Origin of the sequence: Erythrobacter aureus (assembly GCF_003355455.1) — a bacterium.
GTDB classification, from domain to species: Bacteria; Pseudomonadota; Alphaproteobacteria; order Sphingomonadales; family Sphingomonadaceae; genus Qipengyuania; species Qipengyuania aurea.
Window position 1 is genome coordinate 2,266,205 of sequence record NZ_CP031357.1, and the last position, 26,744, is coordinate 2,292,948.

The following is a 26,744-nucleotide window of genomic DNA, read 5'->3' on the forward strand; positions in this document are numbered from 1 at the left end:
CCGTGCAATGGTGCGCAGGCAGACGGGTAAAGACCCCGGTAAAACCGGTGGCCGGTAGCAAAACGAACGTTAGGACTACTCAATTATGGCAACTGCAGCCAACCCCACTCGCGACGATTTCGCCGCGATGCTCGACGAGCAACTCGGCGGCGCAGATGACGGCGGCTTCGAAGGCCGCGTCGTCAAGGGCACCGTCACCGCCATCGAAAACGGCATGGCGCACATCGATGTCGGCCTGAAAAGCGAAGGCCGCGTCGACCTCAAGGAATTCCAGCGCTCCGAAAACGAAACCGCGCCCGGCGTCGGTGACGAAGTCGAAGTCTATGTCGACCGCGTCGAAAACGCGGAAGGCGAAGCGATGCTCAGCCGCGACCGCGCCCGCCGCGAAGCCGCCTGGGACAAGCTCGAAAGCGAGTTTGGCGAAGGCAAGCGCGTCGAAGGCCGCATCTTCGGCCGCGTTAAGGGCGGCTTCACCGTCGATCTCGACGGTGCCGTGGCCTTCCTGCCCGGCAGCCAGGTCGACATTCGCCCCGTGCGCGACGTCACCCCGCTGATGGACATGGCTCAGCCCTTCCAGATCCTCAAGATGGACCGCCGCCGCGGTAACATCGTCGTCTCGCGCCGTGCGGTTCTCGAAGAAACCCGCGCCGAACAGCGCAGCGAGCTGATCGACAAGCTGGCCGAAGGCCAGGTGATCGACGGCGTGGTCAAGAACATCACTGATTACGGCGCATTCGTCGACCTCGGCGGTATCGACGGCCTGCTCCACGTCACCGACATGAGCTACAAGCGCGTCAACCACCCCAGCGAAATGATCGAAATCGGCGCGACCGTGACCGTCCAGATCATCCGCATCAACGAAGAAACCCAGCGCATCAGCCTCGGCATGAAGCAGCTAGAATCGGATCCGTGGGACGGCGTTTCGGCCAAGTACCCGGTCGGAATGAAGCTGACGGGCACCGTGACCAACATCACCGAATACGGCGCATTCGTCGAAATCGAACCGGGCATCGAAGGCCTGGTCCACGTTTCGGAAATGAGCTGGACCAAGAAGAACGTCCACCCGGGCAAGATCGTTTCGACCAGCCAAGAAGTCGAAGTCATGGTCCTCGAGGTCGACAGCGAGAAGCGTCGCATCAGCCTCGGCCTCAAGCAAGCCCAGCGCAACCCGTGGGAAGAGTTCGCCGAGAAGCACCCGGTTGGCTCGAAGGTCGAAGGCGAAGTCAAGAACGCCACCGAATTCGGTCTCTTCATCGGCCTCGATGGCGACGTGGACGGCATGGTCCACATGTCGGACATCGCCTGGGGCATCTCGGGTGAAGACGCGCTCGCCCTGCACCGCAAGGGCGAGCAGGTCGAAGCCGTGGTGCTCGACGTCGACACCGACAAGGAGCGCATCAGCCTCGGCATGAAGCAGCTCGAAAAGGGCGCACCGACCGAAGCGGGCGCTTCGGGCACGCTCCGCAAGGGCGAAACCGTCACCGTCACCGTCCTCGAAGTCCGCGATGGCGGCCTCGAAGTGCAGGTTGGCGAAGACGGCGCGACCGGCTTCATCAAGCGTAGCGACCTCGGCCGCGACCGCGACGAACAGCGCCCCGACCGTTTCCAGGTCGGCGGTAAGGTCGACGCGATGGTCACCGGCTTCGATCGCTCCAAGAAGCCGAACTTCTCGATCAAGGCGCGTCAGATCGCCGAAGAGAAGGAAGCGGTGGCACAGTTCGGTTCGTCGGATTCGGGTGCCTCGCTCGGCGACATCCTCGGCGAAGCGCTGAAGAAGAAAGAAGACTGACGGTAACAGGTTGGCGCCCGCGAAGCGGGCGCTTACCGCACCGTCATCCCCGCGCAGGCCGGGATCCAGACGATAAAGGAAGGCCCGCTTGCAACTCCGGCAGGCGGGCCTTTCCCTTTGGCGCGGCAGCGCTTACCTTGCCCGCCATGCTCGAAGTCCATCAGTTCCCCTGCCTGTCCGACAATTACGGATTCCTCCTCCACGATCCCGATAGCGGCGAGACTGCGGCCATCGATACGCCGGACGGCTCGGAATACCTCAGGCAGGCCGAAGCTAAGGGCTGGGAAATCACGCAGATCTGGAACACGCATTGGCATCCCGATCATGCGGGCGGGAACAAGGCCATCGTAGAGGCGACCGGCGCAACGGTGGTCGCGCCCAGGGAAGTCGAGAAGCTCAGTCCTATCGACCGCGTCGTGGGCAATGGCGACAGCGCGTCGCTGGGCAAGTGGCAGGCGCGCGTGATCGACGTTTCCGGCCATACCAATGGCCATATCGCGTATCATATCGCCAAGGCAGATATGGCTTTCGTGGGCGACAGCGTCTTCGCGCTCGGTTGCGGCCGGATGTTCGAAGGCGTGCCGGAACAGTATTGGAACAGCCTCGATCGCATTCGGAATCTGCCCGAAAACACGCTGCTCTATTGCGCACATGAATATACGCAGGCGAACGCCAAGTTCGCGCTTCATGCCGACCCTGACAATGCCGAACTGCGGCTCTATGCCGCACGCATCGACGAGAAGCGCGCCAAGGGCGAACCGACCGTACCGACAGTGCTCTCGCGCGAACTGGCAACCAACCCCTTCCTGCGCGCCGACGATGCCGATCTGCGCGATCGGTGGGGTGGCACCAGTCCTGCGGAGACATTCGCCGCGCTGCGCACTGCCAAGGACCATTTCTGACCCGATGAAGGCCCTCCTGGTTCGCACGCTGTCGCCCGACCTGTCGGGCGTCGAACTGGCCGAAATCGAGCGACCCGACGGTGAAGTGTTGGTGCGTGTGCGCGCGGCTTCGCTCAACTACCCAGACTTGCTGATGACGCAGGGCAAATACCAGTTCAAACCCGATCCGCCCTTCGTCTCCGGCCTCGAAATGGCAGGCGAAGTGATCGAGGCGCCCGCGGATAGCGGCTTCTTGCCGGGCGACAGAGTACGTGGCGGGGCAAAGACCGGTGCCTTTGCCGAATATGTCGCGCTGTCAGCGTCCACATTGCGCAAGATCCCCGATGGCCTCGATTACAGCACCGCAGCGGCGATGGGGGCGGCCTATCACACGGCCTATGTCGCGTTGATCGAGATCGGTGGGCTGGAGGCGGGGCAGAGCGTCCTGATTCATGGCGCGAGCGGCGGCGTGGGCCTGGCCGCCTGCGATCTCGCCCGCGCGCTCGGCGCGAAGGTCATCGCGGCAACGCATCGCGAGGACAAGATCGAACCTATACGCAGAATCGCGCAGCCCGATACGGCGATCCTCAACACCGGCCGGTTTCGCGAGGACATCTCGGACCTTACCCACGGGAAGCTGTGCGACCTCGTCTACGATCCGGTTGGCGGCGACGTATTCGACGAGAGCACGCGCTGCGTCACCTTTGGCGGCAAGCTGCTGGTGATCGGCTTCGTATCGGGCCGCATTCCCGAAATCGCGGTCAACATCCCGCTGATCAAGGGATTTTCGGTCGTCGGCGTACGCGCGGGCGAATATGCGCGGCGCTTTCCCGAACGCGGGACGCGCGTCGCCGCGGAAGTCGACCGGCTTGCGGCAGAAGGAAAGATTGTGCCGCACGTGGACCGGACCCTCCCCCTCGATCAATGGCGGGAGGCGTTCGACGCCATGCGGCGCGGCGAGATCATCGGGAAACTCGTGCTCGAGCCCTGAATCGAAAAGGGCGGCCCCACAGGACCGCCCTCGCGATTGTTCTTCCGATAATCGCCGGTCAGATCCCGGCGATCACCTTGTCGGCCAGGGCCTGATCGGCTTCGGCGTCGTGCTTTTCGGCAATCAGCTTGCGGCTCGCCGTGGTAGCGGCGTTGACGGCGCGGTTGCGCACGTCTTCGACCGCTTCACGTTCGGCAGCGGCGATCTTGTCTTCGGCCATGCGCTTGCGGCGCTCGACCATCGCCTTGCTGTCGGCCTCCGCCTTTTCGAGCAGGGCGTCGGCTTCATGCTGCGCATTGGCAAGCATGGCTTCCGCGTCCTTCTCGGCACCGGCGATCTTGTCGGCATATTCCTGCCGCAACGCTTCGGCTTCGGCGCGCAATTGCTTGGCTTCGTCGAGCTGTTCCTTGATCGCGGCGATCTTGCCATCGAGTCCACCGCCAATCGTCTTGTGAACCTTGGCGCCGAAGAAAGCGATCAGCAGCAGAACCAACATCGAGATGGAGACGATCTGGAAGGGCGCCAGGCCCCACAGCTCGGGCTCGACATGCTTGCCTGCCCCAGCGTCGATCTCGACAGTGGCCTGCGCGGCTTCGGTGGCGATCACTTCGGGAAGCTGGGATGTGGGATTAGCCATTGGCCATCGCCTCCTTCACCGCCTTCGAAACGGTCGGCTTGGTCACCTTCACGCCGGCAAGCGTCTTGACGATGTCCTGCGCCGCTTCGACCGCGACCGCTTCCACTTCGGTGAGCGCCGCATTGCGGGCTTCGGCGATGCGGCTTTCGGCTTCGGCCAGCTTCTTGTCGAGCCGCGCTTGCGCCGCTTTCAGCTTGGTTTCGGACTTGGCCGCAGCCTCGTCCTTAGCCTTGGCGACGATCGCCTGCGCGGCGGCGCGGTTCTCGTTCTCGCGCACGCGCCAGGCCTCTTCCTGCTCGTCGGCGGCGTCCCGCGCGGCCTTGGCGGCGGCGAGGTCGGCGGCGATCTGGCCGTCACGCTGGGCGACGGTTTCCATCACCTTGGGCACCATGCCCTTGCCGATGACGAAGAAAGTGATGCCGAAAAAGACCAGCAGCCAGAAGACCTGACTGGACCATGTTTCGGCAAGCTGTGCTATCTGTGGCATTGCAGCTCTCGAAAGGCGGGTACGAAAATTCGTGGGCCGGCCGGGACGATCCCGACCGGCTCAAATCCATGTCCGTCGATTAAGCGACGAAGATCAGGATCATCGCGACGACGAACGCCAGCAGACCGAGAAGTTCGGCGGCGGCGAAGCCGATGAACAGGCGGCCCTGCTGGCCGTCTGCCGCACCCGGGTTGCGCAGAGCGCTTTCGAGGAACGAACCGAAGACGTTACCCACGCCGATCGCGGCCATACCGGCACCGATTGCAGCGAGACCAGCGCCGATGAGCTTTGCAGCTTCCATTTCCATGACAAACTCCTTTGGAAAAACGTGTAAATTGAGGACTTAGTGAAGGTTCTCGGCGTCGTTGATATACAGCGACGTCAGAAGAGCGAAGACGTAGGCTTGAATGCCGGCCACGAGCAGCTCGAGAGCGCAGATACCGATCATCAGGATAAAGCTCGGCAGGCCGACCATAAGGCCGAAAGTGGCGCCGGCATTGGTGCCGTCGATCACGAAGCTCGACAGCACTTCGAGCAGTACGTGGCCGGCCATCATGGCGACGAAGAGACGCAGGCCGAGGCTGAACGGGCGCACCATGAACGAGATGAACTCGATCGGCGCGATCACCGGGACCATCGGCAAAGGCGTACCATGCGGCACGAACAGGCTGAAGAAATGGAGGCCGTGCTTCCAGAAGCCGACCAGCAGCACGATAGAGAAGCTGATGATCGCAAGCACGCCGGTAACGGTGAAATGGCTGGTGAAGGTAAACGGGTGCAACCCGAAAATGCCCAGCGGCAGCAGGCCGAGGAGGTTGGCGAACAGGATGAACATGAACAGGCTGAAGACATAGGGCACGTATTTGCGACCCGCCTTGCCGATATTGGCTTCCAGCATGTTGTCGATGAAGCCGGTGAAGGACTCCACCATCATCTGCCAGCGCCCGGGCACCAGCTCGCGCTTCATGCCGCCCAGCACGAAGAGGAAGAGCACCACTGTGGTGATCAGCATCCACAACGCGCTGTTGGTGAAGGCGATATTGTACCCAGCCAGTTCCCAACCGCTCGAACCGGCGAGCGGTTCGATGGTGAACTGGTACATCGGATCGACTTTGGCCTGCTCGGCTGCCACGTCTGTCTCGTCCCTAGATCCTGTAACTAACGCCCCGAAAACCCCTTCTCGGGATCACTCGTCGGGGCGCTGGTTTGCCGCACGGATAATGTTCCTGAAGGCGACCACAATTCCGAGGAACAGGCCGACCAACAGACCCCAGGGATTGGTATCGGTGAAATGCCCGATGGCATAGCCGATTACCGCACCACCAAGAAGCCCGCCAAGGAGGTCCGCCAGCACACGGTTGCCGCTGCGATAATTCGCATCGGCCCCGGAAGCCTTGGGACGGTTACGCTCATCTTCACGCTGACGGGCGGCTGCAAGCCGCTTCTCCAGCGCATCGATCCGCGCATCCTCCTCGATTGGTTCCCGTGCGGGTTCGTCGTCGCTCATGCCTTGCTCCTTTTCAGGGGGTTGCGCGGCACGGGCACGGACTTGCCCGCCGAGGGCGCCGCCCCCTTAGAAGGGGGGTCGTGGCGAGTCAACAAGAGGGAGGTACCGAAACAGCCTCTATGACGCAAAAAAGCCTCCCGACCCCATGGAAGGGCCAAGAGGCTTCTGACTTTTGGCGCGCCCGGGGCTTATGGGCAGCGCGGATCGCGCATCGGCGCGCCTGCACCGCGCGTCTGCCAGCTGCCGTCGGGCGCCTGGTACTTTTCACCTGGCTTGGTCGCGAGGATCGCCTGGCAACCCGCCGTCAGCGCATATTCCTCGAGCGTGGCGTTGTTGGCCTGCGCGCGTTCGGAATAGACCGCGCGACGCTTGATGTTGATATCGTTCACGATCCGCTTGAGCTCCGGCGTTTCGGAACCGACGACACCGAGATAGCCATCCATCTTCTCGCCCACCTGGCCAGCGGCACGCGCGGCAGCATAGGCCGGGTCGCGCTGGGCATATGCAGGTGCGACAAATCCGCCGAGCGCCGTGGCGACAGCCGCAGCCGCCAGCATCGATTTCGTGAGTCTGTTCATTGTATCACCCATCAGAAAATATCCGCGTTATCCTCAATCGTATTGCCCGCATCCTCGGCCAGCCGGTAAATCACCTCCTGGCGGATGTTGACGTTCAGCTCGATCACGATCGGCTCTTCGGGCGCATTGACAGTGATGCACCCGCCGAGCGCGGTCGCGGCAAGCGTGGCGCCAGCCATCCTTCCGGTCAATTTGGCATGATTCATAGCCCTCACTCGCTTTCCTGCTCCTGAATGGTGGGTTCATCGGGGACGATATCCCCCGGGTCGATATCGGGTTCGGCCTCTTCGCCGGTGATCGAGCGGCGCAAAAATCGCGTGCCATCGTCCGACAGGAGCCCCAGTTCGCGCGGATCGCGCACCGAGGCGGGATCGTAGAGCGACTTGAGACTGGTCAGCAATTGGTAGAACTGCGCCTTGATATTGATACGGAACTGCAAGGGCAGCGCGGCCAATCGCTTGGTAATGAAATTGGACTTGGCGCGATCACCCTGCTTGACGCCGTCGAAACGCACGCGAGTCACGATTTCGCCGGTCAGCGGGCCTTCCATGATGACGCGCATCTGCGAGTAATCGAGGCTCTTCAGGGCATCGAAAGCGAAATTGGCGATCGGCGAGAGGTCCTCGTAACTCAGTTCGCCGACATAGGATATATTGCCTCCCGGCGGTCGGGAGATCAGAACCCCGGTGTCGATCCGGCCATTGCCATCGGCATCGAACACGATCGGTACTGTCCCATCGAACAACCCGCTGGCGGACAGATTTTCGAACTCCATCTCGGCTACAAAGGTCGCGGCATCCAGTCCGACAATCTCGAAAATGTACCGCCGCTCTTCGCTTATGCCGAGATTGAGGTCGACCTCGCGCAGGATTAGCTGCCCACCCATGAAGGGCCAGCTCCCACCCGAGACCGCCAGCAATTCGCCATTGCGCAATTCGAACTCGACCTCGCCGTCCAGGACTTCGATCCCGGGATTGACCGAAGCGACGCGAATCTTCTGGCCCGGCGCGGTCGTGAGGTTCAGCAAGTCGGTGAATTCCACAGTGCCGCTGGCCCCCTCGACCGGACCAAAAGCGGCAGCGAAATCGAGATCGTCGCTGGAGAAGGCACCCGAGCTGGTAATCGTCCCGTCAGACGCCCAGTCGATACGCCCCTGTCCGGTGACGACACCTTCGGCATTGGCGATGACGCCGAATGTCAGCTGCGAAAGCTGGCCCGGCTGAAGACGGTCGTCAAACTGCAATCCCGGGACATCGATAGTGGCATGCCCTCGGCTGCTCTCCAGATTGTGGCGGATATCGACGATCGTGACGAGCCGGTCGCTCGCCGGATTGCGCATCCGTGCACGCGCGTCGATTACGTTATCGATCAGCGTCAAGCTCGCCTCGCGTGCGACGAGCGGTTCGAAGCGCGGCGGATTTTCACGATCGACCAGAGTGAACTCGGCCCCGTCGATCGACAGTTCGCCGCCCGCAAAACGCCATTTCCCGCTGGTCTGTTCAAGATTCATCGGAACCGCAGCCAGCAGGATATCGGCATCGGTGAAAGTACCCGATATATCCTCGCCGAGACGTCCTTCGAGGCCGGACACGCGGAACCGGCTGGGTGCATCCGGTGGCCCCAGCGCGACGTCTATCGAGCGCGCGGTCACGACACCGGGATAAGCGAAGCCGACCGGGCCGGAAGCGAGCCGAATGGGCGTCTCCCCGAGATGGCCTTCCAGATCGAGCGATGGCGCTCCTGCCGCGATCCGCATCCCGCCAGCATCGTTCTGCAAGATCGGGCGCCCACGGGGCGGGCATAGTGTGAAGCCCCGCTTTTCGAAGGACAGATTGGCCAGTTCCAGACGATCGAATCGCAGGTCCACGCACTTGCGCCACATCGACAAACGCCCGCTATCGTATCGCCCTTCGACAGGTAACAGGAGGTTCGTGGCCGAACCGCCAGGGAGCGTGCCGCTCGCCAGCACCCTGCCGGAAAAGCCCAGCGCCCCGCCCGCGCCTTGCGCGATCACGACCTGCGGCACGCTGAGCGCTGCATCACCCGCCTCATACCGTTCCATCGCCAGGCGAAAGATCGATCCTCCCGATTCGCTCCGCTCCATCCGTCCGGACACGCGCGGCATATTCGTGCCGCCGGTGGCGATATTGCCCGCGACACGGGGCATCTCATCGCCTTGGGCGGCAATCTCGACGCGGGATAGGGAGATGAGCCGGGCACCGCTCCCGCCGCGCAGTTCGGCTCTTGGCGTCAGGAGCGAATAGCCGTTCGGGTCAAGGCGCAGCCGTACCTCCGCATTCAGCGCGCTACCGCGGGTTTCCGCCTGCAGCGCTCTCGCCAGTTTACGGGTGAGCGGAGCGATGAACGTCCCGTCGCCTGTCTTTGCGAGCGATTCCACCGTGGCGATCAGTTCGCGGCCCAGCCGCAGACCATTACCCTCCAACTCGCCATCGAGCTGGAGGCGCTCGAAACCGTCGCTCGCGCGAAACTGCCCTTCGGCAGTCAAGACCGCGGCCAATGCTTGCGGCGTATCGACTCCGCGCGCCGCGAGCGAGAAGCGCGCGGTGGTCAACCGATCACGCATCTGTGCGCGCACAGTACCGAGCATCGCCGATGCAGAATTTTCCGCTATCCGCGTCTCGCCACCCTCGAGCCGCGCCTCGATCGAAGGATTGGACAGCCGCGTATCCGCCGCAACGGTGAGGTCCATCGCATAATTCGCCAGCTTGAGAGACCGTTCCTCGCAGATGAGCGATGCAAGGCGGAGCGGGCCGGAGAATTGCGGCTCTCCCGAAATGGTGGTGAGCTTGCCATAGGCGCTCACGCGCCCCGTTTCGCATCCTTCGACGACCAATTCGGGAGCGATCGCGGCCAGCGCCCCTTCCCAGCCATGGCTGACCAGTCCCGATCCGGCGAGGCTGAGCCCGATCGGACCGTAATCGGTTTCCACCAGCCCGCGCCCGTCGCGGATTGTAAGGTTCAGGTTCGGCAGACCGGCCGGTTCCTCGCTGGGTCCGAAAAGCAGGCTGTCGAGGGCTCCGAAAGTGAGCTCCCCGTTACGAAAAGCACCGTAGATCCGCGGCTCCACCAGCGTGACGCCGCCGATTTCCGGAGTGCCGAACCGGTGGCGCAGGCTGACGATGACACGTTTGGCCGTGAAATCGGGCTCATCGGGATCGCCTAGGACAACATCGGAAAATATCTGCGTCTGCCCGCCTACCCGATCGATCGTGTAGGTGGCCGGAATACCATTGGCGTCGAGCTGATCGCGGATGATATCATCGACGATACTCTCGCGAGAAAACCAGGCCGCTATGCCAGCGGCCACGAGCAAGGCGAGCAGAATGCCGGGTATGGCCCAGCGCTTCTGCTGCCAGCGTGCGCGGCGGACGAGATCGTCTTCTACCGCCACCGGATTGTCGTTTGCGTCCCGCTCCATCGAACCCACACTTGCGCCTTGTGCTCTCCAAAGGCAATGCAAGTGCCGGAAACGCCGTGCATGGGGGAATGGTTGCCGGGGAATCGAAAAAAATCGGCAGAACATGCTGGCAAAGGCCATCGCGATCGGCTCCGCCAGCGATTGCTGTCGGGCGGAGCCGAGGCCCTCGCCGACTACGAATTGCTCGAATTCCTGCTGTTTTCCGCCATTCGCCAAGGCGACACAAAACCGCTCGCCAAGTTGTTGATCGCGCATTTCGGCTCGCTGTCAGCCGTTTTGGCGGCCGACCCTCGGGCGCTCCAACAGGTAAAAGGCTTGGGCGAAGCGAGCGCCGCTGCGCTATACGCAGTCAACCTCGCGGCAAAACGCATGGCCCGCGGCGCGGTGCAGGACAAGCCGGTGCTCGGCAGTTGGCAGGCCCTGCTCGATTATCTCGCGATCGACATGGCGCACCTCAATCATGAACGGGTCCGCGTCCTCTATCTCAATACGCAGAATCGACTGATCCTCGATCATCTGCTGGGTGAAGGGTCGATCGACGAAGCCGCAATCCATCCGCGCGAAATCATTCGCAAGGCGTTCGACATCGGCGCGACCGCGCTGATTCTCGTGCACAATCACCCCAGCGGCAGCCCCGAACCCAGCCGGGCGGACATCGCCATCACGTCGCGCATTGCAGAGGCGGGACGTCTGCTGGGCGTGACCGTGCACGACCACATCATCATCGGGCGTCAAGGCAACGTATCCTTGCGCGCAAAAGGGCTTATCTAAAACCCGGCGGGACCTAGAATTTCAGGCCCCACGCCGCGTAGGTTTCAGCCAGGGACGGCCTGATGGACAGTGCCAGGTCGATATCCTCCTGGCCAGCATCATCACCCTGCATCACTCTGACCACACCACGCAAGAGACGCGACTCGGCTAAACCGGGGCTGGCCACCAGGACCGAGTTCAGATCGGCCAGTGCCGCATCAAGATCACCAAGACGCAGATGGGCGAAAGCGCGGCTGTCGAGCACGCCGGGAGCGTACTCGCTTTTCTCGACCGCCCCTACACAGGTCTTCATTCTGTCCGGGTTCACGATATCGAATGTGGCCGCGTGCCAGCAGATCGCATTCAGCAGTGGACCATCGCCCGGACGGCGAACCAACAGGTCTTTGAGCAGACGAAGCCCTTCTTCGGCTTCGCCCGACCATCCAAGCGCAGTCGCCATGGCAGTTTCCGCAGAGACCGGGTCGTCGGTTAGCGCACGATACTCCTCGGCCAACTGCAAGCCCTCGTCCGTCCGCCCCAACAGCGCGAGCAGTTCGATTTGGCTGTGGTAGGTCTCGCCCTTCCCGCTGAGCTCCTCGTACATTTGCAAATCGGCAAGCGCGGCTTCGAGATCGCCCATTTGGCGATGAAGGAAGGAACGGTCTCCGTAGAGAGCGCTGGTCGCCTCGATTTGGAGTGCCGCATTGATGTCTTCGAGCGCCCCTGCGAAATCGAAAACGCCCGAACGGAAGTTCGCGCGATTGAGCAACTGTCGAGACTCGTCCGGTTCCGCCTCGGCGATTAGCCGCGCATAGGCCGCCTCCAGCGCCGTCAGTCGTTTGCGCTGCGGCCCGGTATATTCCCACGCCTGTTGCACGTCCCCGGTGGATTTCAGCACCGGAAGCGCGCGATCGAATCTAACCAATTCCCGGCGCGCGGCGGATAGATCGGTGGCCGGTAGCTCGTCGGCAACACTGCGCATGGTTTGCATCAGCGTGAAGCGCGCATCCTCGATTTGCGCATCTGACGCCAGTTCCACCCCACCGATGGTTTGCGTCGCCTTACCAGCCCCGTCGATCCGAAAATTCTCGTCGCCTTCGGGAAGCAGTATTTCGAACTCGCTGCGATAAAAGAGCGGTCCGTTGAGCCGCAAAGGTATGCCCTTCCACGCCGCGCGTGCACGGTCGGCATCGAAGTTCACCATGCGGGCCGCTTCCGAGGGTATGTCGAGTTCGTAAATCGAACGATCCCTGCGCCACGAAGTCGTGCGAATACCCCTGGCACTGATCGTTGCGACACCCGTATCCGCATCGTACCGGACCGAGGGTTGGTACAGTGCCATGTCGCCGATAACTGAATGCAGCCCCGATGACACGGCATCCTCAATCACGGTTTCATCGTTCTGTTCGGCGATCACTCGCCACGGTGCGCCCGCTACGCCGCGGAACTCGACTTCGACATCGACCAATGCCGGCAAGACGACGCCGGCACGTTGATCCAGGCTGATCCGCACGATGCGATCGGGCGTCGATTGCGGGCGCGATCCGAGCGCCATCAGAGATGCGCCTTCGTTCCGCAAGGGCAGCGCGTAGTGAAATCGCGGGATCGTATCAATCGTATCGGCCCGCGTGCCCGATCCCGTACCATCCAGCCAATAGCTCTGACCGGCGATTTCCGCACGCACGATCATATGGTCGAAGTTGCCCGGAATAGGGGCAAGGTCAGGCAAGATATCGCCCCCTTTCGACCGCACCAGGACAACCTCGGAAGGCACCTCGAGTTCGCGCAACATGGCCAGCAGCAAGACCGATTTGGCCTTGCAATCACCGTACCGCTTTTCCCACGTTTCCTGGGGCATTTGCGGAAGGTAATTTCCACCGTCGAGACCATTGGAAAGATAGCTGATTTCGTCCTGCACGACGCGCAAAGCCGTTGCCGCGCGCTCGAGCGGATCGTCGCTCGCCCCGGCTATGCGCGCGATCTCGTCTGCCAGCGCTCCGCTGCCCACCGTCCCGGCGACGTCGTAATGCGAGGCCATCTGGCGCGACACGTCCCGCCAATCTGCATAGGTTCCCAACTGCATGAGATTGCCGGCCAAGTACCGATCTGGCGCGTCCGACGGCATTTCGGTGGGCTTGGCCACCGGCAGGTCGGCTTCCCAGATATAGAACCCATCGACGAGCTTGGGTTCAGGCACCTCCGCGTCCCCGAGCCGCACGCGACTCACCGGAAGGTCCCGCGGCCAGGAAACACGAACCCGGCCAACCGCCAGCGGAAACGGCTTGGCGATCAGGGCCGCAAACCATTGAACATGATCACCCATAGCCTGATCCTGCACCGTAGTCGAATAGGCGAGCCGCAATACATCGCCGATTCGTGCACCGGCGACCGGCATGGTCGCAGTCAGCATTCCGTCGAGCATCCGCGATTCGAGCTTTGCTTCGCGCCGCAAGACCTCGAACCGTTGATCTCCGGCCAATAAGTCGATGTTCTGCCCGTCGCGCATCAGCTCGGCGCGGTGCACACGCAGATCTCCCTTGTCGGGCATCCAGGATGCGGCGAGGGTCCCCAGTTGAGTCAGCGCCTCGGGTGAATCGAGCGCGATCGCGGTTTCCCGATACGTCCACAGCTGACCATCTTCGATTGTCGACTGCTCATCGATCAAGATGATCGGGGAACCGGAAGCGCGCGACGTGTCGTCGATCGTCGCGGCTTCCACCCATGCAGGAGTAGCCTCGTAGAGAACGGTCTCACCAGCAAAAGCGGAGGATGCCGATAAGGCAATAAACGAAACGGCAGCTATTTGGCGACGCATGCAGAAGACCCTGTTTGATTGCTGAATTTCGACTTTATTTGGAACTGTATTGTTTGCCAACGGCTTGTCGACAAAACAAATCGCTTCGCTCGGTCGCGGGTCGAAACATTCGTGCCCCTCGTCCCGTGCCTGCCTTGCTTTTCGCATCGCACATCCTTAGCGGGCTGGCTCGTTCCTCTCTTAGTCGGAGCTCCCCATGGTCCCCCGTTACGCCCGTCCCGAAATGTCCGCCCTGTGGGAGCCGGAGGCGAAGTATCGCATCTGGTTCGAGATCGAGGCCCACGCGACGGAGAAGCTCGGCGAACTGGGCGTCGTGCCGGAAAGTGCCGCAAAGGCTCTGTGGGACTGGTGGGCAACCGATCCCGCAATCGATGTCGAGGCGATCGATGCGATCGAAGCGGTGACCAAGCACGATGTGATCGCCTTTCTGACCTGGGTTGCGGATAATGTCGGCGACGAGGCCCGTTTCATGCATCAGGGAATGACCTCCAGCGATGTGCTCGATACGACGCTGGCGGTACAGCTCGCGCGTTCGGCGGACATCCTGCTGGCGGACTTGGATGCGCTGCTCACCGCGATCCGGCGCCGCGCCGAAGAGCACAAATACACGCCGACCATCGGCCGCAGCCACGGCATCCATGCGGAACCGGTCACCTTTGGTCTCAAGCTGGCGCAGGCCTATGCCGAATTCGACCGGTGCAAAAAGCGCCTGATCGCCGCGCGCGAGGAAATCGCCACTTGCGCGATTTCCGGCGCTGTCGGCACTTTCGCCAATATCGACCCGCTGGTCGAGCAGCACGTCGCGGACAAGCTGGGCCTATCGGTCGAACCGGTTTCGACGCAGGTCATCCCGCGCGACCGCCATGCCATGTTCTTTTCGACCCTGGCCGTGATTGCCGGTTCGATCGAACGTCTCGCTGTCGAAGTGCGCCACTTGCAGCGCACTGAAGTTCTTGAAGCGGAGGAATATTTCTCGCCCGGCCAGAAGGGGTCGAGCGCGATGCCGCATAAGCGCAACCCGATCCTGACCGAAAACCTCACCGGCCAGGCGCGCATGATCCGCGCCTATGCCCTGCCTGCTTTGGAAAACGTGGCGCTGTGGCACGAGCGCGATATTTCGCACTCTTCTGTAGAGCGTTTCATAGGCCCCGATGCCTGCATCACGCTCGACTTCGCGCTCGCGCGCCTCACCAGCGTGATCGACAAGCTGCTGGTCTATCCCGATCGTATGCAAGCGAACATGGATCGCATGGGCGGCCTTATCCATTCGCAGCGCGTATTGCTGGCTCTGACTCAGAACGGTGTCAGCCGCGAGGACGCCTACCGCCTGGTGCAACGCAATGCGATGAAAGTCTGGGAATCGGATGGCAAGCTGATGCTGCTCGACCTGCTCAAGCAGGACGAAGAGGTGACGGCGGCGCTGTCGGAACAGCAGCTCGAGGAGAAATTCGACCTCGAATACCACTTCAAGCACGTGGATACGATCTTCGCGCGGGTCTTCGGCTAGACGCACGCGCTCGCGCGGCCTAGCATTGGCTCAACGGACATAAGGGGAAGCCTCATATGCAGATCGTGCGCACCATCGTCTGGGCCTTGCTGCTCTTCGCCTTGCTGGCTTTCAGCTTCTTCAACTGGAAGCCTGTCGAGGTGCAGATCTGGTCCAATCTCGTGCTCGAAACCAAATTGCCTGCCTTGGTCATCGTCGCCTTCCTGCTGGGTCTGGTTCCGATGTGGTTGCTGCACCGGGCGAGCAAATGGCGCGCGGCACGGCGCATCAGCGCGCTCGAAACGGCGACGAACCGACTGGCCACGCCCGCGCCTGCGCCCGTTGCGAAGGACGCGCCTGTGCCCGGAGCACCGGACGCACAGGGCCAGGCTTCCGCATCCGCGCCGAACAATCCTGTCGATCCTGAGCCTTCGAAACCGGCATGACCAATCCGATTTACCTTGCCCTCGATGTCCCCCGGCTCGAGGACGGTGTCGCTCTCGCCAAGAAGGTCAAGGGCCACGTTGGCGGTATCAAGCTCGGGCTCGAGTTCTTCTGCGCGCATGGGGCGCACGGCGTCCATCTGATCGCTCAGGTAGGCCTGCCGATCTTTCTCGATCTCAAGTTCTACGACATTCCCAACACGGTCGCCGGGGCGATGCAGGCCATCCATGTGCTTGAGCCGTCCATCGTCACAGTTCATGCCAGCGGTGGCCGCGCAATGCTTGAAGATGCCAAGGCCGCGGCAGCAGAGCACACCAAGGTGGTCGGTGTCACGATGCTGACCAGCATGGACCAGCGGGACCTCGAGCGGACCGGAGTAGAGGGCAGCGCACACGATCATGTCATGCGCCTTGCCGAACTCTCGAAAGACGCCGGCCTCGACGGGATCGTCTGCTCGGGTCAAGAGATCAAATCGGTTCACGACCAATGGAAGGACGGTTTCTTCGTCGTTCCCGGTCTGCGCCCGGCGGGCAGCGCGGTTGGCGATCAGAAGCGTGTCGTCACGCCGCGCCAGGCGCGTGACCATGGGGCGAGCGTGCTCGTGATCGGCCGTCCGATCAGCCGCGCCGACGACCCGGCACAGGCAGCGCGCGCGATCGAGGCGACGCTTTAGAGAGGTCGCCACATGGCCACCGCGATCAAGATCTGCGGAATTTCCAGCCCTGACGCGCTCGACGCCGCAATTGCCGCACGGGCTGACTTCGCCGGCTTTGTGTTCTTTCCCCCCTCCCCCCGCCATATCGATGCCCGCGCCGCGGCAGCGCTGGCGGGGCGGGCGGGTGCGGCGATTGGCCGGGTTGGCCTGTTCGTCGATGCGGATGACGGGACCATTGCCGAAGCTGTTCGCGCCGGTCGGCTGGACGCCGTTCAGTTACATGGCAACGAAACGCCGCAGCGCGTGGCACAGGTGAAAGAGCGGTTCCGCCTTCCCGTCTGGAAGGCATTGCCGGTGGCGAATGCAGAGGATGTGGCTTCGGCGGATCGGTATCGCGAAATCGCCGACCTCATCCTTTTCGACGCGAAGACCCCCAAGGATGCGGCTCTTCCGGGTGGAATGGGGCTGCGTTTCGACTGGTCGCTCGTCGCCCCCTATCGCGGCGAGATCGGCTGGGGGCTTGCGGGCGGCCTGAGCCCCGCGAATGTCGCCGAAGCCATTTCTCGTACCGGAGCCCCCCTTGTCGACACCTCGAGCGGAGTAGAAAGTGCGGCAGGGGTGAAGGACTCAGACAAGATTTCGGCCTTCTGCAAAGCCGTCCGCGCTGCATAGTCCGTTCGCCGAGGCCAAGGCAGGGTACCACGAACGCAATCTAACTTGTCTCGACTTCGCGATGACAGGGCGGCATGGGGATCGCAATGACCGATTCCACACCCAATTCCTTTCGCAACCAGCCAGACGAACGCGGGCATTTCGGCGATTATGGCGGGCGCTTCGTGGCCGAAACGCTCATGCCGCTCGTACTCGATCTGGAGCGCGAGTATCGCGCGGCGCAGGCCGATCCCGAATTCCAGCGCGAATTCGACGATCTGCTGGAACACTATGTCGGCCGTCCTTCTCCGCTCTATTTCGCTGAGCGGCTGACCGAGGCGCTGGGCGGTGCGCAAGTGTGGTTCAAGCGCGACGAGCTCAATCACACCGGCGCGCACAAGATCAACAATTGCATCGGGCAGATCCTGCTCGCGATCCGCATGGGCAAGACGCGCATTATCGCGGAAACCGGCGCGGGCCAGCACGGCGTCGCCACCGCCACGGTCTGCGCACGCTTCGGCCTGCCCTGCGTGGTCTATATGGGCGCGGAAGACGTGCGGCGGCAATCGCCCAACGTGTTTCGCATGAAGCTATTAGGAGCCGAAGTCGTCCCCGTGACCAGCGGCCGAGGCACGCTGAAGGATGCGATGAACGAAGGGCTGCGCGATTGGGTCGCGAACGTCCACGACACCTTCTACATCATCGGCACGGCGGCAGGCCCGCATCCCTATCCCGAGCTGGTGCGCGATTTCCAGAGCGTAATCGGCAAGGAGGCGCGCCAGCAGATGCAGGACCGCATCGGCCGCCTGCCCGACCTGCTGGTGGCGGCGATCGGCGGCGGTTCCAACGCGCTCGGCCTGTTCCACCCCTTCCTCGACGATCCCGAGGTCAAAATGCTCGGTGTCGAGGCGGCGGGCCACGGCCTCGATGGCGATGAACACGCCGCCAGCCTGCTCGGGGGCTTCCCCGGCGTACTCCATGGCAACAAGACTTACCTGCTGCAGGACGAGGACGGCCAGATCACCGAAGGCCACTCGATCAGCGCCGGGCTCGACTATCCCGGCATCGGCCCCGAACATGCCTGGCTGAAGGACACCGGCCGCGTCGAATACACCGCGATTACAGACGAGGAGGCGCTGGAGGCTTTCCAACTCCTTTGCCGCACCGAGGGCATCATCCCCGCGCTGGAGCCCAGCCACGCCATCGCGGCGGTGGCCAAGCGCGCGAAGGGATGCCCAAGGACAGCGTGATTCTCGCGAACCTCTGCGGACGCGGCGACAAGGACATCTTCACCGTAGCCGAGCGGCTGGGAGTGCAAATCTAGCCCTCTCCCTTCAGGGGAGAGGGTTGGGAGAGGGGAATGAGAGACGCCAACTCGCTGAAACACGCGCAGAATATGCGCAAGAGCATGCCCGAGCCCGAGGCTCGCATGTGGAATGAACTGAGAGCGACGCGGTTTCGCGCGATCAAGTTTCGCAGACAGAAGGTCATCGGGAAATTCATCGCCGATTTTGCTGCGAATGAGCCAAAGCTGGTGATTGAGCTTGATGGTGATACGCACGCTGGCAGCGAAAACTACGACGTTATGCGGACGGGTTATTTGGAAGAACAGGGATATGCAGTGGTCAGGTTTTCGAATTCGGACGTAATGTCGAATATGGAGGGAGTCCTTCATCGACTGGGCGTGATTATCGATCGGATGACGCCCCCTCCCCAACCCCCTCCCCTAAAGGTGAGGGGCCATTCGATGACGCGCCTCTCCAACGCCTTCGCCAAGCCTCACCCCGCACTCGTCTGCTTCCTCACCGCAGGCGACGGCGAGACCGCAGCCAATCTCGACGCGCTGGTCGAAGGCGGCGCGGATGTCATCGAGCTGGGAATGCCCTTCACCGATCCCATGGCCGATGGCCCCGCGATCCAGGCGGCGAATTTGCGCTCGCTCGGGAATGGCACAACTACCCATGACGTGTTCGCTCTCGCTTTCGAGTTTCGCGAACGTCACAAGGACGTGCCCTTGGTGCTGATGGGCTACGCCAACCCGATGCTTCGTCGCGGGGCAGAATGGTTCGGCAGCCAGTGCGCAGCCGCCGGTGTGGATGGGGTGATTTGCGTCGACATCCCGCCTGAGGAAGACGACGCCTTAGGACCGGAACTACGTTCCTTTGGTGTCGCACCCATCCGCCTCGCCACGCCGACCACCGACGACAACCGCCTGCCCGCCGTGGTCGAGGGCTCGCAGGGTTTCCTCTACTACGTCGCGGTCGCTGGCATCACCGGAATGCAGCAGGCGGCCATCGAATCGATTGAAGCCAACGTCAGCCGGATAAAGAAGGCGACCGAAATTCCCGTCGCGGTCGGCTTCGGCGTGCGCACGCCCCAGCAGGCGGCGGAGATCGCGCGTGTGGCCGATGGCGTGGTCGTGGGCTCGGCGCTGGTCGATCTGGTCGCCGAGCATGGCACGGCCGCCCCCGCGAAGCTGCGCGAGCTGACTTCGGCACTTTCGCAGGCGATGCGGACCGCCCGATAACGCCCTCTCCTTCAGAGGACGGGCAACGAGACTTGCGTCTGCGCAGGGGCATTAAGTCGCAGTAGGGTTGTGCCTGCGGCATGCGCCTGCCGGATCCGGCCTGGGTTCTTCACCACCCCCAACCCCTCCTCTGAAGAAGAGGGGGCTTTTAGCTCCGGCCAACTCCGTTTAAGGCCCACGCATGAACTGGTTCACTCGCGTACGCAATTCGATCACCTCGCTGTCCAAGCGCAGCACCGACAAGGACCTGTGGGTCAAGTGCCCTAGCTGCCAGCAGATGGTGTTCGCGCAGGAATATGAAGAGAACGCCTTTGTTTGCCCGCGCTGCGACCATCATGGCCGCATCGGTGCGGACGAGCGCCTGCGCCAGCTTCTCGACGAGGGTTATGAGGTGCTCCCCATTCCCAATGTGAAGGAAGACCCGCTCAAGTTCCGCGATACATCGAAATACACCGACCGGCTCAAGAAAGCGCGCGCCAAGAGCCCGCATAAGGATGCCTTCCTCGTCGGTTCCGGTACGATCAAGGGCAAATCCGCGGTCGTGGGCGTGCAGGATTTTGGTTTCATGGGCGGTTCGATGGGCATGGCGGTGGGCACCGCCTTTTGTCAGGGCGCCGAACGCGCGCTGACGCGCCACTGCCCCTATATCGTGGTGACCGCAGCGGGCGGTGCGCGCATGCAGGAAGGCATTCTCAGCCTGATGCAGATGCCCAAGGCCACGGTGATGACGCGCCGCCTGAAGGAAGCAGGTCTGCCCTACATCGTCGTGCTGACCGACCCCACCACGGGCGGTGTCACCGCCAGCTACGCCATGTTGGGCGATGTCCACATAGCCGAACCGGGCGCGCTTATCGGCTTTGCCGGCCAGCGCGTTATCCAGGACACGATCCGCGAGCAACTGCCGGACGGTTTCCAGCGTGCCGAGTATTTGCACAAGCACGGCATGGTCGACATGGTGGTGCACCGCCACGACCTTAAGGATACGCTGTCGACCTTGCTCGACTATCTCGCCCCTGCCGAGGCTGCCTGAGCCGCATCATGCGGGACTTCGCCCGCTCCGATCATCCCGCCGTCCAAACCCAGCTCGACCGGCTGGCGACGCTCTCCGTGCCCGACGGGCGGCTTGGCCTGGAGACCATTGGCACGCTGCTCGACCGGCTCGGCAACCCACATCGGCGGTTGCCCCCCGTGTTCCACGTCGCCGGGACCAATGGCAAGGGATCGACCTGCGCCTTTCTGCGCGCAATGCTGGAAGCGGAAGGGTATGCGGTTCATGTTACCACCAGCCCGCATTTGGTGCGCTATAACGAACGAATTCGGCTTGCAGGCGAACTGATCGAGAACGATCGGCTGGCGGATTTGCTATGCGAAGTGCTCGATATGGGCGAGGATCTCAATCCGAGCTTCTTCGAGATTACGATTGCCGCCGCATTCACCGAATTCGCGCGCACTCCCGCCGATGCCTGCGTGGTCGAAGTCGGCCTCGGCGGGAGGTTCGATGCGACCAACGTGCTGGGTCCCGATGTCCTCCTCGCCTGCGGCATTGCAGCGCTTGGGATCGATCACGAACGGTTCCTCCTCGCGCCCGAGGAGGGAGTACCCATCGTCCCCATGGCGCGCATCGCCTTCGAGAAGGGCGGGATCGCGAAATCCGGCGTCCCTTTGGTGGTCGCGGGCGGCTATCCAGCGGAAGCGCTTGCCGCGATCCGGGAGCAGGCGGATAAGGTGTCGGCACCTCTGTTCGAGGCGGGTCGGGACTGGTTTGTCGATACGTTGCAGGGCGGGCATTATCGCGACCGGGAAGGTCGCTTCGAACTGCCCCAAATGTCTCTTCCCGGCGCGCATCAATATCGCAATGCGGGCCTGGCCGCAGCTATGCTGCGCCATCAGAAAAGCTTGCCGATCACCGAGCAATCTCTGCGCTCAGGGATGCAGAAAACGATCTGGCCGGGTCGCCTGCACGCCCTTTCGCAGGGGCCGCTGACCGCGCTGGTCGCAGAACGGCCTATCCTTCTGGACGGGGGCCACAATCGCAGTGCGGGCGAAGCGATCGCGGGCTCCCTGGACGGGCAGTTCCATCTCGTTCTGGGGATGCTGGCCAATAAGGACCCGCGCGCACTGCTGGATCCCCTGGAAGGCCGGATTCGGACGCTTCAGGTGGTCTCCGTGCCCGGCCATGATAGCCATCCCGTGTACGCATTCGGTCCGGAGGCCCGTGCCGCCGCTGGTATCGAGAATGCGCTACGCGCCATCGCGGCGGATGATTATCCGGTTCTCATCGCGGGCTCGCTTTACCTCGCTGGTGAAGTGCTGAGGCTAAATAACGAGATGCCGTCTTAGAGACGCCTGCTCCCCTGAGCCCAGTTTCTGGCCTCCTTTTCGACTTGGGCAGCTTCCTCTTCCAAGATCGACGCCGCATTTTTACGCGTTTCGAAAATCGTCGCGTGTGACAACGATTCGTCAAACGCAATGCCGATATGGGCGCCCTCACGCCAAGCAACCGTACCGAAGGCTTCGAAACGCAGCCAGCTAAGCAGGCAATCCTTTGCGTAGGCGTCCTTGCTCGGCAGGACGACATGCGCTCCGCCCTGCGAGATATCGACTATCTCGACTTTCAAGCGCCCATCGAGCGTTTGGAGGGTAGCCGGCACACCAAGAGCCAGCCGCGCGTAACCGCGGTTGGTTTCATCAGCTTGCTGCGCATCCTCTGCCATAGGAGCCAACCATAGACATAAATGGTTACCGCGAACTTGCCGCGCAGCTCGCTGGACTACGCAAGTCACTCCGCAGGCAGGGCTTCCCCCGCCTCGGGCGCGACGATCCCGGCCGCCAATTTGGACCTGCTCTCGCGGATCCATTCCAGAATGCACAACACCACCGCGACGATGCCGATCAGCGCGGTGAAGATGAAGACGAAGTAATATCCACGATCCTCGATCATCTGCCCGAGAGCGCCTCGGCCAAGCGTCCCGACAAGCAGGGTGAGGCTGGCAAGCAAGGCATATTGCACTGCGGCGTATCGCTTCGCCACGATGCTCGACAGCCAGGCGATATAGGCCGCCCCCGCGATCCCGATAGCAAGGTTTTCCCAGAAGATGGTGAAGGTCAGCCGCGCGAGGCCTTCGGATTCCGGCATCTGGAACACGCCCGCAATGAAGTTCACCAAGGCGGTGAAGCCGATGGCGTCACTGGCCGCCTGCATCGTCCCGCCGCCAATGGCGAGATCCGCGTAAAGCAGGTTTGTGGCGGCAGCCAGCGCCGCCCCCAGTGTGAGCGTGAACATCCTGCCCATGACGGTGATGATCCAGCCGCCCAGTGCCAGGCCGAGGATGATGGCAAATACGCCGAAGAACTTGGAGGCAAAGGCCACTTCGTCCCCGGTGTAGTTCAGCTCCCCGAGATAGAAAGGGTAAGCGAAGACACCCCAAATCGAATCGCAGATACGGTAGGTCAGCACTAGCGCCAGGATCAACACGAGCGACCAGCCCATACGCCCGACGAACTCGACCAAAGGAAGCACGAGCGCGCGGTAGAGATGGTCGGTGAACTTGACCGTGTGCCCTGACCCGACCCAGGGGCGGCGGTAATTACATTGGTGCCATCGCGCTTCTGCTTGGCGACCCATGCGGCGATGAACGCCGGGAGAACCACTGTAGCGATGACGATAAGCGGACCGTAAGTGGTGGTGAACTGGGTCACATCCGGGCGCGCGCCGGGGCCGCCGTCATGGATCGCACCATAAAGACCACGACCGTGCCGATCGCCCACGCCCACAGCAGGCCGACCGCCAAGAGCGCACGATTACGTACCTTCTCGGTGATCTCGCCCATATTGTATAGCTCGGCCACCTCTTCCTCATTGGCAGCCACCGATGCTGCGGATCGCTTGGCTACGTTCGCATCCGGCGCGAACAGGCCGGCAATGCCGATGGCCAGCATGATCGCGCCCATGATCACATAGGTCTGCGGCCAGCCGATCCTCTCTGCGATGATAAGGCCCAAAGCGCCGCCGATCAGCGCTGCGAGGCGAAAGCCCATCTGGGTGATGGTGGAAAGGATGTCGAGCGTCGCCTCCTCGTCCGCCACATCGATGCGCCATGCGTTGATGGCGATATCCTGCGTCGCGCTGGCGAAAGCTCCGATGGCCGCCAACAGGCTGAACCAGCCGAGTGCCGATTTGGGATCGAGGAAACTCATCACCAACAGGGCGATGCCCACGATCAGCTGCATGGGCGCGATCCACTGCTTGCGCTTGCCCAGCTTCCGAAGACCGGGAATATCGACCTTGTCGAGCAGCGGCGACCAGAGGAACTGGAAAGCATAAGCCAGCCCGACCAGCGAGAACACGCCCATGGTCTCCAGATCGATTTCCGCCTCGCTGAGCCAGGCATAGAGCGTTCCGAGAAACAATGCGGGCGGTAATCCCTGCGCAAAGCCGAACAGGGCCATATAACCGCTCTTGGGGTTTTTTAACGAACGGACAAGCGTACGCCAGCCGGGTTTTTTCTTCGTCGCGACCGCTGCGTCTGCCATTCCCTAGCGTCCTTCCGTTTGCGCCGGTTTTTTGCGACACTAGCCGGGAGAGAGAGCGAGGAACAGGCGTCATGAGCGCTGTCGACACCAAACAATCTACCCACCGTCCGACCGATGGCATGCTCGCGCTGGCGCGGGACATCGCCGAGGGTCGGAAGCGTGACGCCGCCGAAGCCAGTACCGTGCCAACGCACGTCTATACCGATCCTGAATACTGGGCGCGCGAGAAAGCCGCGATCTATGATCGCATGCCGCAGATCCTGTGTCCTTCGGCGCTTCTGCCCGATCCGGGCATGGCAGTACCGCACGATGCAACGGGCCGCCCCCTGCTGATCACGCGCGATGCGCAGGGGCTGGCGCATGTTTTCCTGAATGTCTGCCGTCATCGCGGCACACGGCTGGTCGAAGGCCATGAGGTGCAGTGCGGCAAGAAACTCGTTTGCCCCTATCACGCGTGGACTTATGCGGTGGACGGGCGCCTGCTCGCGCTCCCCCGTGCCGATACCTTCCCTGGCCTCGACAAAGGAGATTATGGCCTTGTCGAGCTGCCCAGCAGGGAAACCGGCGGGCTGATCTGGTTCTGCCCGAAAGAGGGCCATACCGACTTCTCCTTCGCCGAAGAGATCGGCGCGGATTTCGATGCGTTGGGCATGAGCGATCAGGTCCTGTTCCGCCGCAAGACCCACGAAGTCGCCGGAAATTGGAAGCTGATCATGGATGCTTTCCTGGAAAGCTACCATGTCACCCGCCTCCACGCGAAGACCATCGGGCCGTTCTTCAAGGACGGGGCCACCAGCGGCGATATGATCGGCCCCCATGCGCGCAGTGCGGTGGGGCGACTTGAGGATATGGAGAGCGTCGACCTGACCGACATGGCCGCGCTGCGAAGGGTGGTGACCTATGCCTATCAAATGCTTCCCGGTGCATTGGTCATTCCCAGCCCCGACTATATAAACGTCATGGTTATGATGCCCCAGGCCCATGACCGCACGCTAGTCGAGGATTTCATGTTGATTCCGGAACATCCCGCCACCGAAAAGGCGCGCGACCATTGGGAACGCAGTTGGGCGCTCCTGGACGGCGGGGTCTTCGCGAGCGAAGACTTCCGCGCAGCCGAACTCGGTCAACAAGGGCTTGCGACGGGGGCGATACCCCATCTCACCCTCGGCACCATGGAAGGCGGCATCCGTCGCTATCACGAGACAGTCGAAGAAGCCTTGCGGGCGGCAGGTTGAGCGCCTAGCTGCGGCCCCATGGCCGATAAGCGATTACCCGAGGAAGGCGACCGGATCGCCAAGTTGCTGGCCCGTGCAGGCGTTGCCAGTCGGCGCGAGGTCGAGCGCATGATTGCCGATGGACGCGTGGCGATCGGCGGCAAGGTGCTGGACACGCCGGCGGTCAAACTAACCAGCCTCAACGGCGTTACGGTTGATGGCAAACCAGTCGGAAAGCCGGAAGAAACACGCCTGTTCGCATTTCACAAGCCTGCTGGCATGCTCACCACCGAACACGACCCCAAAGGCCGCACGACGATCTACGCCGCTTTGCGCAACGCTTTGCCCAACGATGCCGGGCGCGTGATGCCGGTAGGTCGGCTCGACTACAACACCGAAGGCCTGCTGCTGCTCACCAATGATGGCGAAATGAAGCGGGCCATGGAACTGCCCTCTTCAGGTGTACCGCGCACATACCGTGCCCGTGCATTCGGAGACGTAACGCAGGCCCAACTCGACGAATTGATCGAAGGGGTGGAAATCGACGGCATCCGCTATGGCCGCATCGAAGCGAATCTCGAACGCGGTTCGGGTCGCAACCGATGGATCGAATTGACTTTGCGCGAAGGCAAGAACCGCGAGGTCCGCCGTGTGCTCGAACATCTCGGCCTCGAGGTGAACCGTTTGCTGCGTATCGGCTACGGCCCCTTCCATATCGGCGACCTGCCGCGCGGGCAGGCGACCGAGTTGAAGCGCGGCGATGTGATTGGGTTCAAGCGCGAACTGGCGCGCGGTGGCCGAGAATGAGGATCGTCGCTGGCGAATGGCGCGGCCGCAAGCTGGCCGCACCATCGGGCGAACTGACCCGGCCGACCGCGGACCGTACCCGCGAGACGCTGTTCAACATGCTCAACAGCCGCCTGGGGAGCTTCGAAGGCCTTTCGGTGGTCGACCTGTTCGCAGGCTCAGGCGCGCTGGGTCTCGAAGCGCTGTCTCGCGGCGCCGCCTCCTGCCTGTTCGTCGAGCAGGAAAGCACCGCGATCAAAGCGATCAAGGCCAATATCGAGAAGCTCGATGCGCAAACCCGCTCGACCGTCCAGCAAGCCTCGGTCATGGCGCTGGGCCCAGCCAAGCGGGCGCACGATCTCATCCTGCTCGACCCTCCATACGATACCAGCGCGGGCGCCGTGGCACTCGACCGGTTGCTGCGTCTCGGCTGGATCGAGCGTTCTACCTGGATCGCATTGGAGACCGGCGCGAAGGATGCAGTGGAGGTCAAATCCCTGCACTGCGTTGCGGAACGCCGCGTCGGGAAGGCACGCTTATGGCTATTGCGCCTGGATCCCGACGCGGCTTGACGC

At 62.5% G+C, this 26,744-nt stretch carries 26 protein-coding genes and 2 pseudogenes; 16 read left to right on the top strand and 12 right to left on the bottom strand.

Annotation, left to right across the window (positions count from 1 at the left end; all coding sequences use genetic code 11):
• The first annotated feature begins 85 nt into the window (after positions 1–85).
• From rpsA to DVR09_RS11100, 3 genes are all read left to right on the top strand, one after another.
• Positions 86–1,789, top strand: coding sequence for a 30S ribosomal protein S1 (gene rpsA, locus DVR09_RS11090; RefSeq protein ID WP_115416980.1), 1,704 nt, complete (start codon positions 86–88; stop codon positions 1,787–1,789).
• 146 nt (positions 1,790–1,935) lie between these two features.
• Positions 1,936–2,691 carry a hydroxyacylglutathione hydrolase gene (gene gloB / locus DVR09_RS11095; protein WP_115416981.1) on the top strand — a complete coding sequence of 252 codons (756 nt, stop codon included), beginning with the start codon at positions 1,936–1,938 and terminating at the stop codon, positions 2,689–2,691.
• A 4-nt stretch (positions 2,692–2,695) separates the two neighbouring features.
• Positions 2,696–3,661, top strand: a complete 966-nt coding sequence (locus DVR09_RS11100; protein WP_115416982.1) for an NADPH:quinone oxidoreductase family protein — start codon at positions 2,696–2,698, stop codon at positions 3,659–3,661.
• Between the two features lie 58 nt (positions 3,662–3,719).
• Here DVR09_RS11100 and DVR09_RS11105 read toward each other — a convergent pair whose 3' ends face one another.
• The 8 genes from DVR09_RS11105 to DVR09_RS11140 all read right to left on the bottom strand — a co-directional run bounded on the left by DVR09_RS11105 (position 3,720) and on the right by DVR09_RS11140 (position 10,309).
• Positions 3,720–4,298: a F0F1 ATP synthase subunit B family protein gene (locus DVR09_RS11105; RefSeq protein ID WP_115416983.1), complete on the bottom strand. Its 579-nt coding sequence runs from the start codon at positions 4,296–4,298 to the stop codon at positions 3,720–3,722.
• On the bottom strand, positions 4,291–4,785 hold the full coding sequence (locus DVR09_RS11110) for a F0F1 ATP synthase subunit B family protein (protein ID WP_115416984.1): 495 nt from the start codon (positions 4,783–4,785) through the stop codon (positions 4,291–4,293). The genes DVR09_RS11105 and DVR09_RS11110 overlap by 8 nt, the downstream gene beginning before the upstream one ends.
• A 79-nt stretch (positions 4,786–4,864) precedes the next feature.
• Positions 4,865–5,092 carry a F0F1 ATP synthase subunit C gene (locus DVR09_RS11115; protein WP_006832363.1) on the bottom strand — a complete coding sequence of 76 codons (228 nt, stop codon included), beginning with the start codon at positions 5,090–5,092 and terminating at the stop codon, positions 4,865–4,867.
• A gap of 36 nt (positions 5,093–5,128) precedes the next feature.
• A complete protein-coding gene (locus DVR09_RS11120) occupies positions 5,129–5,887 on the bottom strand; it encodes a F0F1 ATP synthase subunit A (protein WP_115417915.1) in 759 nt (252 codons plus the stop codon).
• Positions 5,888–5,971: 84 nt separating this feature from the next.
• Positions 5,972–6,292, bottom strand: a complete 321-nt coding sequence (locus DVR09_RS11125) for an AtpZ/AtpI family protein (RefSeq protein ID WP_115416985.1) — start codon at positions 6,290–6,292, stop codon at positions 5,972–5,974.
• A gap of 188 nt (positions 6,293–6,480) precedes the next feature.
• Positions 6,481–6,870, bottom strand: a complete 390-nt coding sequence (locus DVR09_RS11130) for a YdbL family probable chaperone protein (protein WP_370459096.1) — start codon at positions 6,868–6,870, stop codon at positions 6,481–6,483.
• Between the two features lie 11 nt (positions 6,871–6,881).
• On the bottom strand, positions 6,882–7,076 hold the full coding sequence (locus DVR09_RS11135) for a YnbE family lipoprotein (protein WP_234041411.1): 195 nt from the start codon (positions 7,074–7,076) through the stop codon (positions 6,882–6,884).
• 5 nt (positions 7,077–7,081) lie between these two features.
• Entirely contained in the window at positions 7,082–10,309 is a 3,228-nt protein-coding gene (locus DVR09_RS11140; RefSeq protein WP_115416986.1) for an intermembrane phospholipid transport protein YdbH family protein, read from the bottom strand.
• 72 nt (positions 10,310–10,381) lie between these two features.
• Between DVR09_RS11140 and radC the strand changes: the two genes are divergently transcribed.
• Positions 10,382–11,080, top strand: a complete 699-nt coding sequence (radC, locus tag DVR09_RS11145; RefSeq protein ID WP_435867796.1) for a RadC family protein — start codon at positions 10,382–10,384, stop codon at positions 11,078–11,080.
• A gap of 13 nt (positions 11,081–11,093) precedes the next feature.
• On the opposite strand, the gene DVR09_RS11150 is transcribed toward radC, so the two are convergent.
• Entirely contained in the window at positions 11,094–13,874 is a 2,781-nt protein-coding gene (locus tag DVR09_RS11150) for a DUF3857 domain-containing protein (RefSeq protein WP_162814947.1), read from the bottom strand.
• 196 nt (positions 13,875–14,070) lie between these two features.
• On the opposite strand from DVR09_RS11150, the gene purB reads away from it, so the two are divergent.
• The 9 genes and pseudogenes from purB (at position 14,071) to DVR09_RS11190 (ending at position 21,977) form a co-directional block, all read left to right on the top strand.
• Complete coding sequence (gene purB, locus DVR09_RS11155) at positions 14,071–15,381, top strand: adenylosuccinate lyase (protein WP_115416989.1); 1,311 nt, start codon at positions 14,071–14,073, stop codon at positions 15,379–15,381.
• A gap of 56 nt (positions 15,382–15,437) precedes the next feature.
• Complete coding sequence (locus tag DVR09_RS11160; RefSeq protein ID WP_115416990.1) at positions 15,438–15,806, top strand: lipopolysaccharide assembly protein LapA domain-containing protein; 369 nt, start codon at positions 15,438–15,440, stop codon at positions 15,804–15,806.
• Positions 15,803–16,477: an orotidine-5'-phosphate decarboxylase gene (gene pyrF, locus DVR09_RS11165; RefSeq protein ID WP_115416991.1), complete on the top strand. Its 675-nt coding sequence runs from the start codon at positions 15,803–15,805 to the stop codon at positions 16,475–16,477. Before DVR09_RS11160 ends, pyrF begins: the two co-directional genes overlap by 4 nt.
• A gap of 12 nt (positions 16,478–16,489) precedes the next feature.
• The gene (locus tag DVR09_RS11170) at positions 16,490–17,131 is read left to right on the top strand and encodes a phosphoribosylanthranilate isomerase (protein WP_115416992.1); all 642 of its coding nucleotides are present in this window, start codon (positions 16,490–16,492) and stop codon (positions 17,129–17,131) included.
• Between the two features lie 86 nt (positions 17,132–17,217).
• Positions 17,218–18,434, top strand: a pseudogene (trpB, locus tag DVR09_RS11175) (tryptophan synthase subunit beta).
• 105 nt (positions 18,435–18,539) lie between these two features.
• Positions 18,540–18,731 (top strand): annotated as a pseudogene (locus DVR09_RS17640) (endonuclease domain-containing protein); the annotation flags it as partial.
• A 126-nt stretch (positions 18,732–18,857) separates the two neighbouring features.
• On the top strand, positions 18,858–19,637 hold the full coding sequence (trpA, locus tag DVR09_RS11180; RefSeq protein WP_174223744.1) for a tryptophan synthase subunit alpha: 780 nt from the start codon (positions 18,858–18,860) through the stop codon (positions 19,635–19,637).
• Positions 19,638–19,818: 181 nt separating this feature from the next.
• On the top strand, positions 19,819–20,667 hold the full coding sequence (accD, locus tag DVR09_RS11185) for an acetyl-CoA carboxylase, carboxyltransferase subunit beta (RefSeq protein WP_115416994.1): 849 nt from the start codon (positions 19,819–19,821) through the stop codon (positions 20,665–20,667).
• Between the two features lie 8 nt (positions 20,668–20,675).
• Entirely contained in the window at positions 20,676–21,977 is a 1,302-nt protein-coding gene (locus DVR09_RS11190) for a bifunctional folylpolyglutamate synthase/dihydrofolate synthase (protein WP_115416995.1), read from the top strand.
• Here the strand turns inward: DVR09_RS11190 and DVR09_RS11195 are convergent.
• From DVR09_RS11195 to DVR09_RS17650, 3 genes are all read right to left on the bottom strand, one after another.
• Entirely contained in the window at positions 21,974–22,351 is a 378-nt protein-coding gene (locus tag DVR09_RS11195; RefSeq protein WP_162814948.1) for a PilZ domain-containing protein, read from the bottom strand. The two genes, DVR09_RS11190 and DVR09_RS11195, sit on opposite strands and share 4 nt — an antisense overlap.
• Before the next feature lie 65 nt (positions 22,352–22,416).
• Entirely contained in the window at positions 22,417–23,262 is an 846-nt protein-coding gene (locus tag DVR09_RS17645) for an MFS transporter (RefSeq protein WP_234041412.1), read from the bottom strand.
• Positions 23,263–23,332: 70 nt separating this feature from the next.
• Positions 23,333–24,169 carry an MFS transporter gene (locus DVR09_RS17650; RefSeq protein WP_234041413.1) on the bottom strand — a complete coding sequence of 279 codons (837 nt, stop codon included), beginning with the start codon at positions 24,167–24,169 and terminating at the stop codon, positions 23,333–23,335.
• Between the two features lie 71 nt (positions 24,170–24,240).
• On the opposite strand from DVR09_RS17650, the gene DVR09_RS11205 reads away from it, so the two are divergent.
• Genes DVR09_RS11205 through rsmD form a run of 3 tightly spaced genes read left to right on the top strand, consistent with a single transcriptional unit; the run spans position 24,241 to position 26,741 of the window.
• Entirely contained in the window at positions 24,241–25,404 is a 1,164-nt protein-coding gene (locus tag DVR09_RS11205; protein ID WP_115416997.1) for an aromatic ring-hydroxylating oxygenase subunit alpha, read from the top strand.
• Positions 25,405–25,422: 18 nt separating this feature from the next.
• The gene (locus DVR09_RS11210; RefSeq protein ID WP_115416998.1) at positions 25,423–26,190 is read left to right on the top strand and encodes a pseudouridine synthase; all 768 of its coding nucleotides are present in this window, start codon (positions 25,423–25,425) and stop codon (positions 26,188–26,190) included.
• Positions 26,187–26,741: a 16S rRNA (guanine(966)-N(2))-methyltransferase RsmD gene (gene rsmD / locus DVR09_RS11215; protein ID WP_115416999.1), complete on the top strand. Its 555-nt coding sequence runs from the start codon at positions 26,187–26,189 to the stop codon at positions 26,739–26,741. Before DVR09_RS11210 ends, rsmD begins: the two co-directional genes overlap by 4 nt.
• Positions 26,742–26,744: the final 3 nt, after the last annotated feature.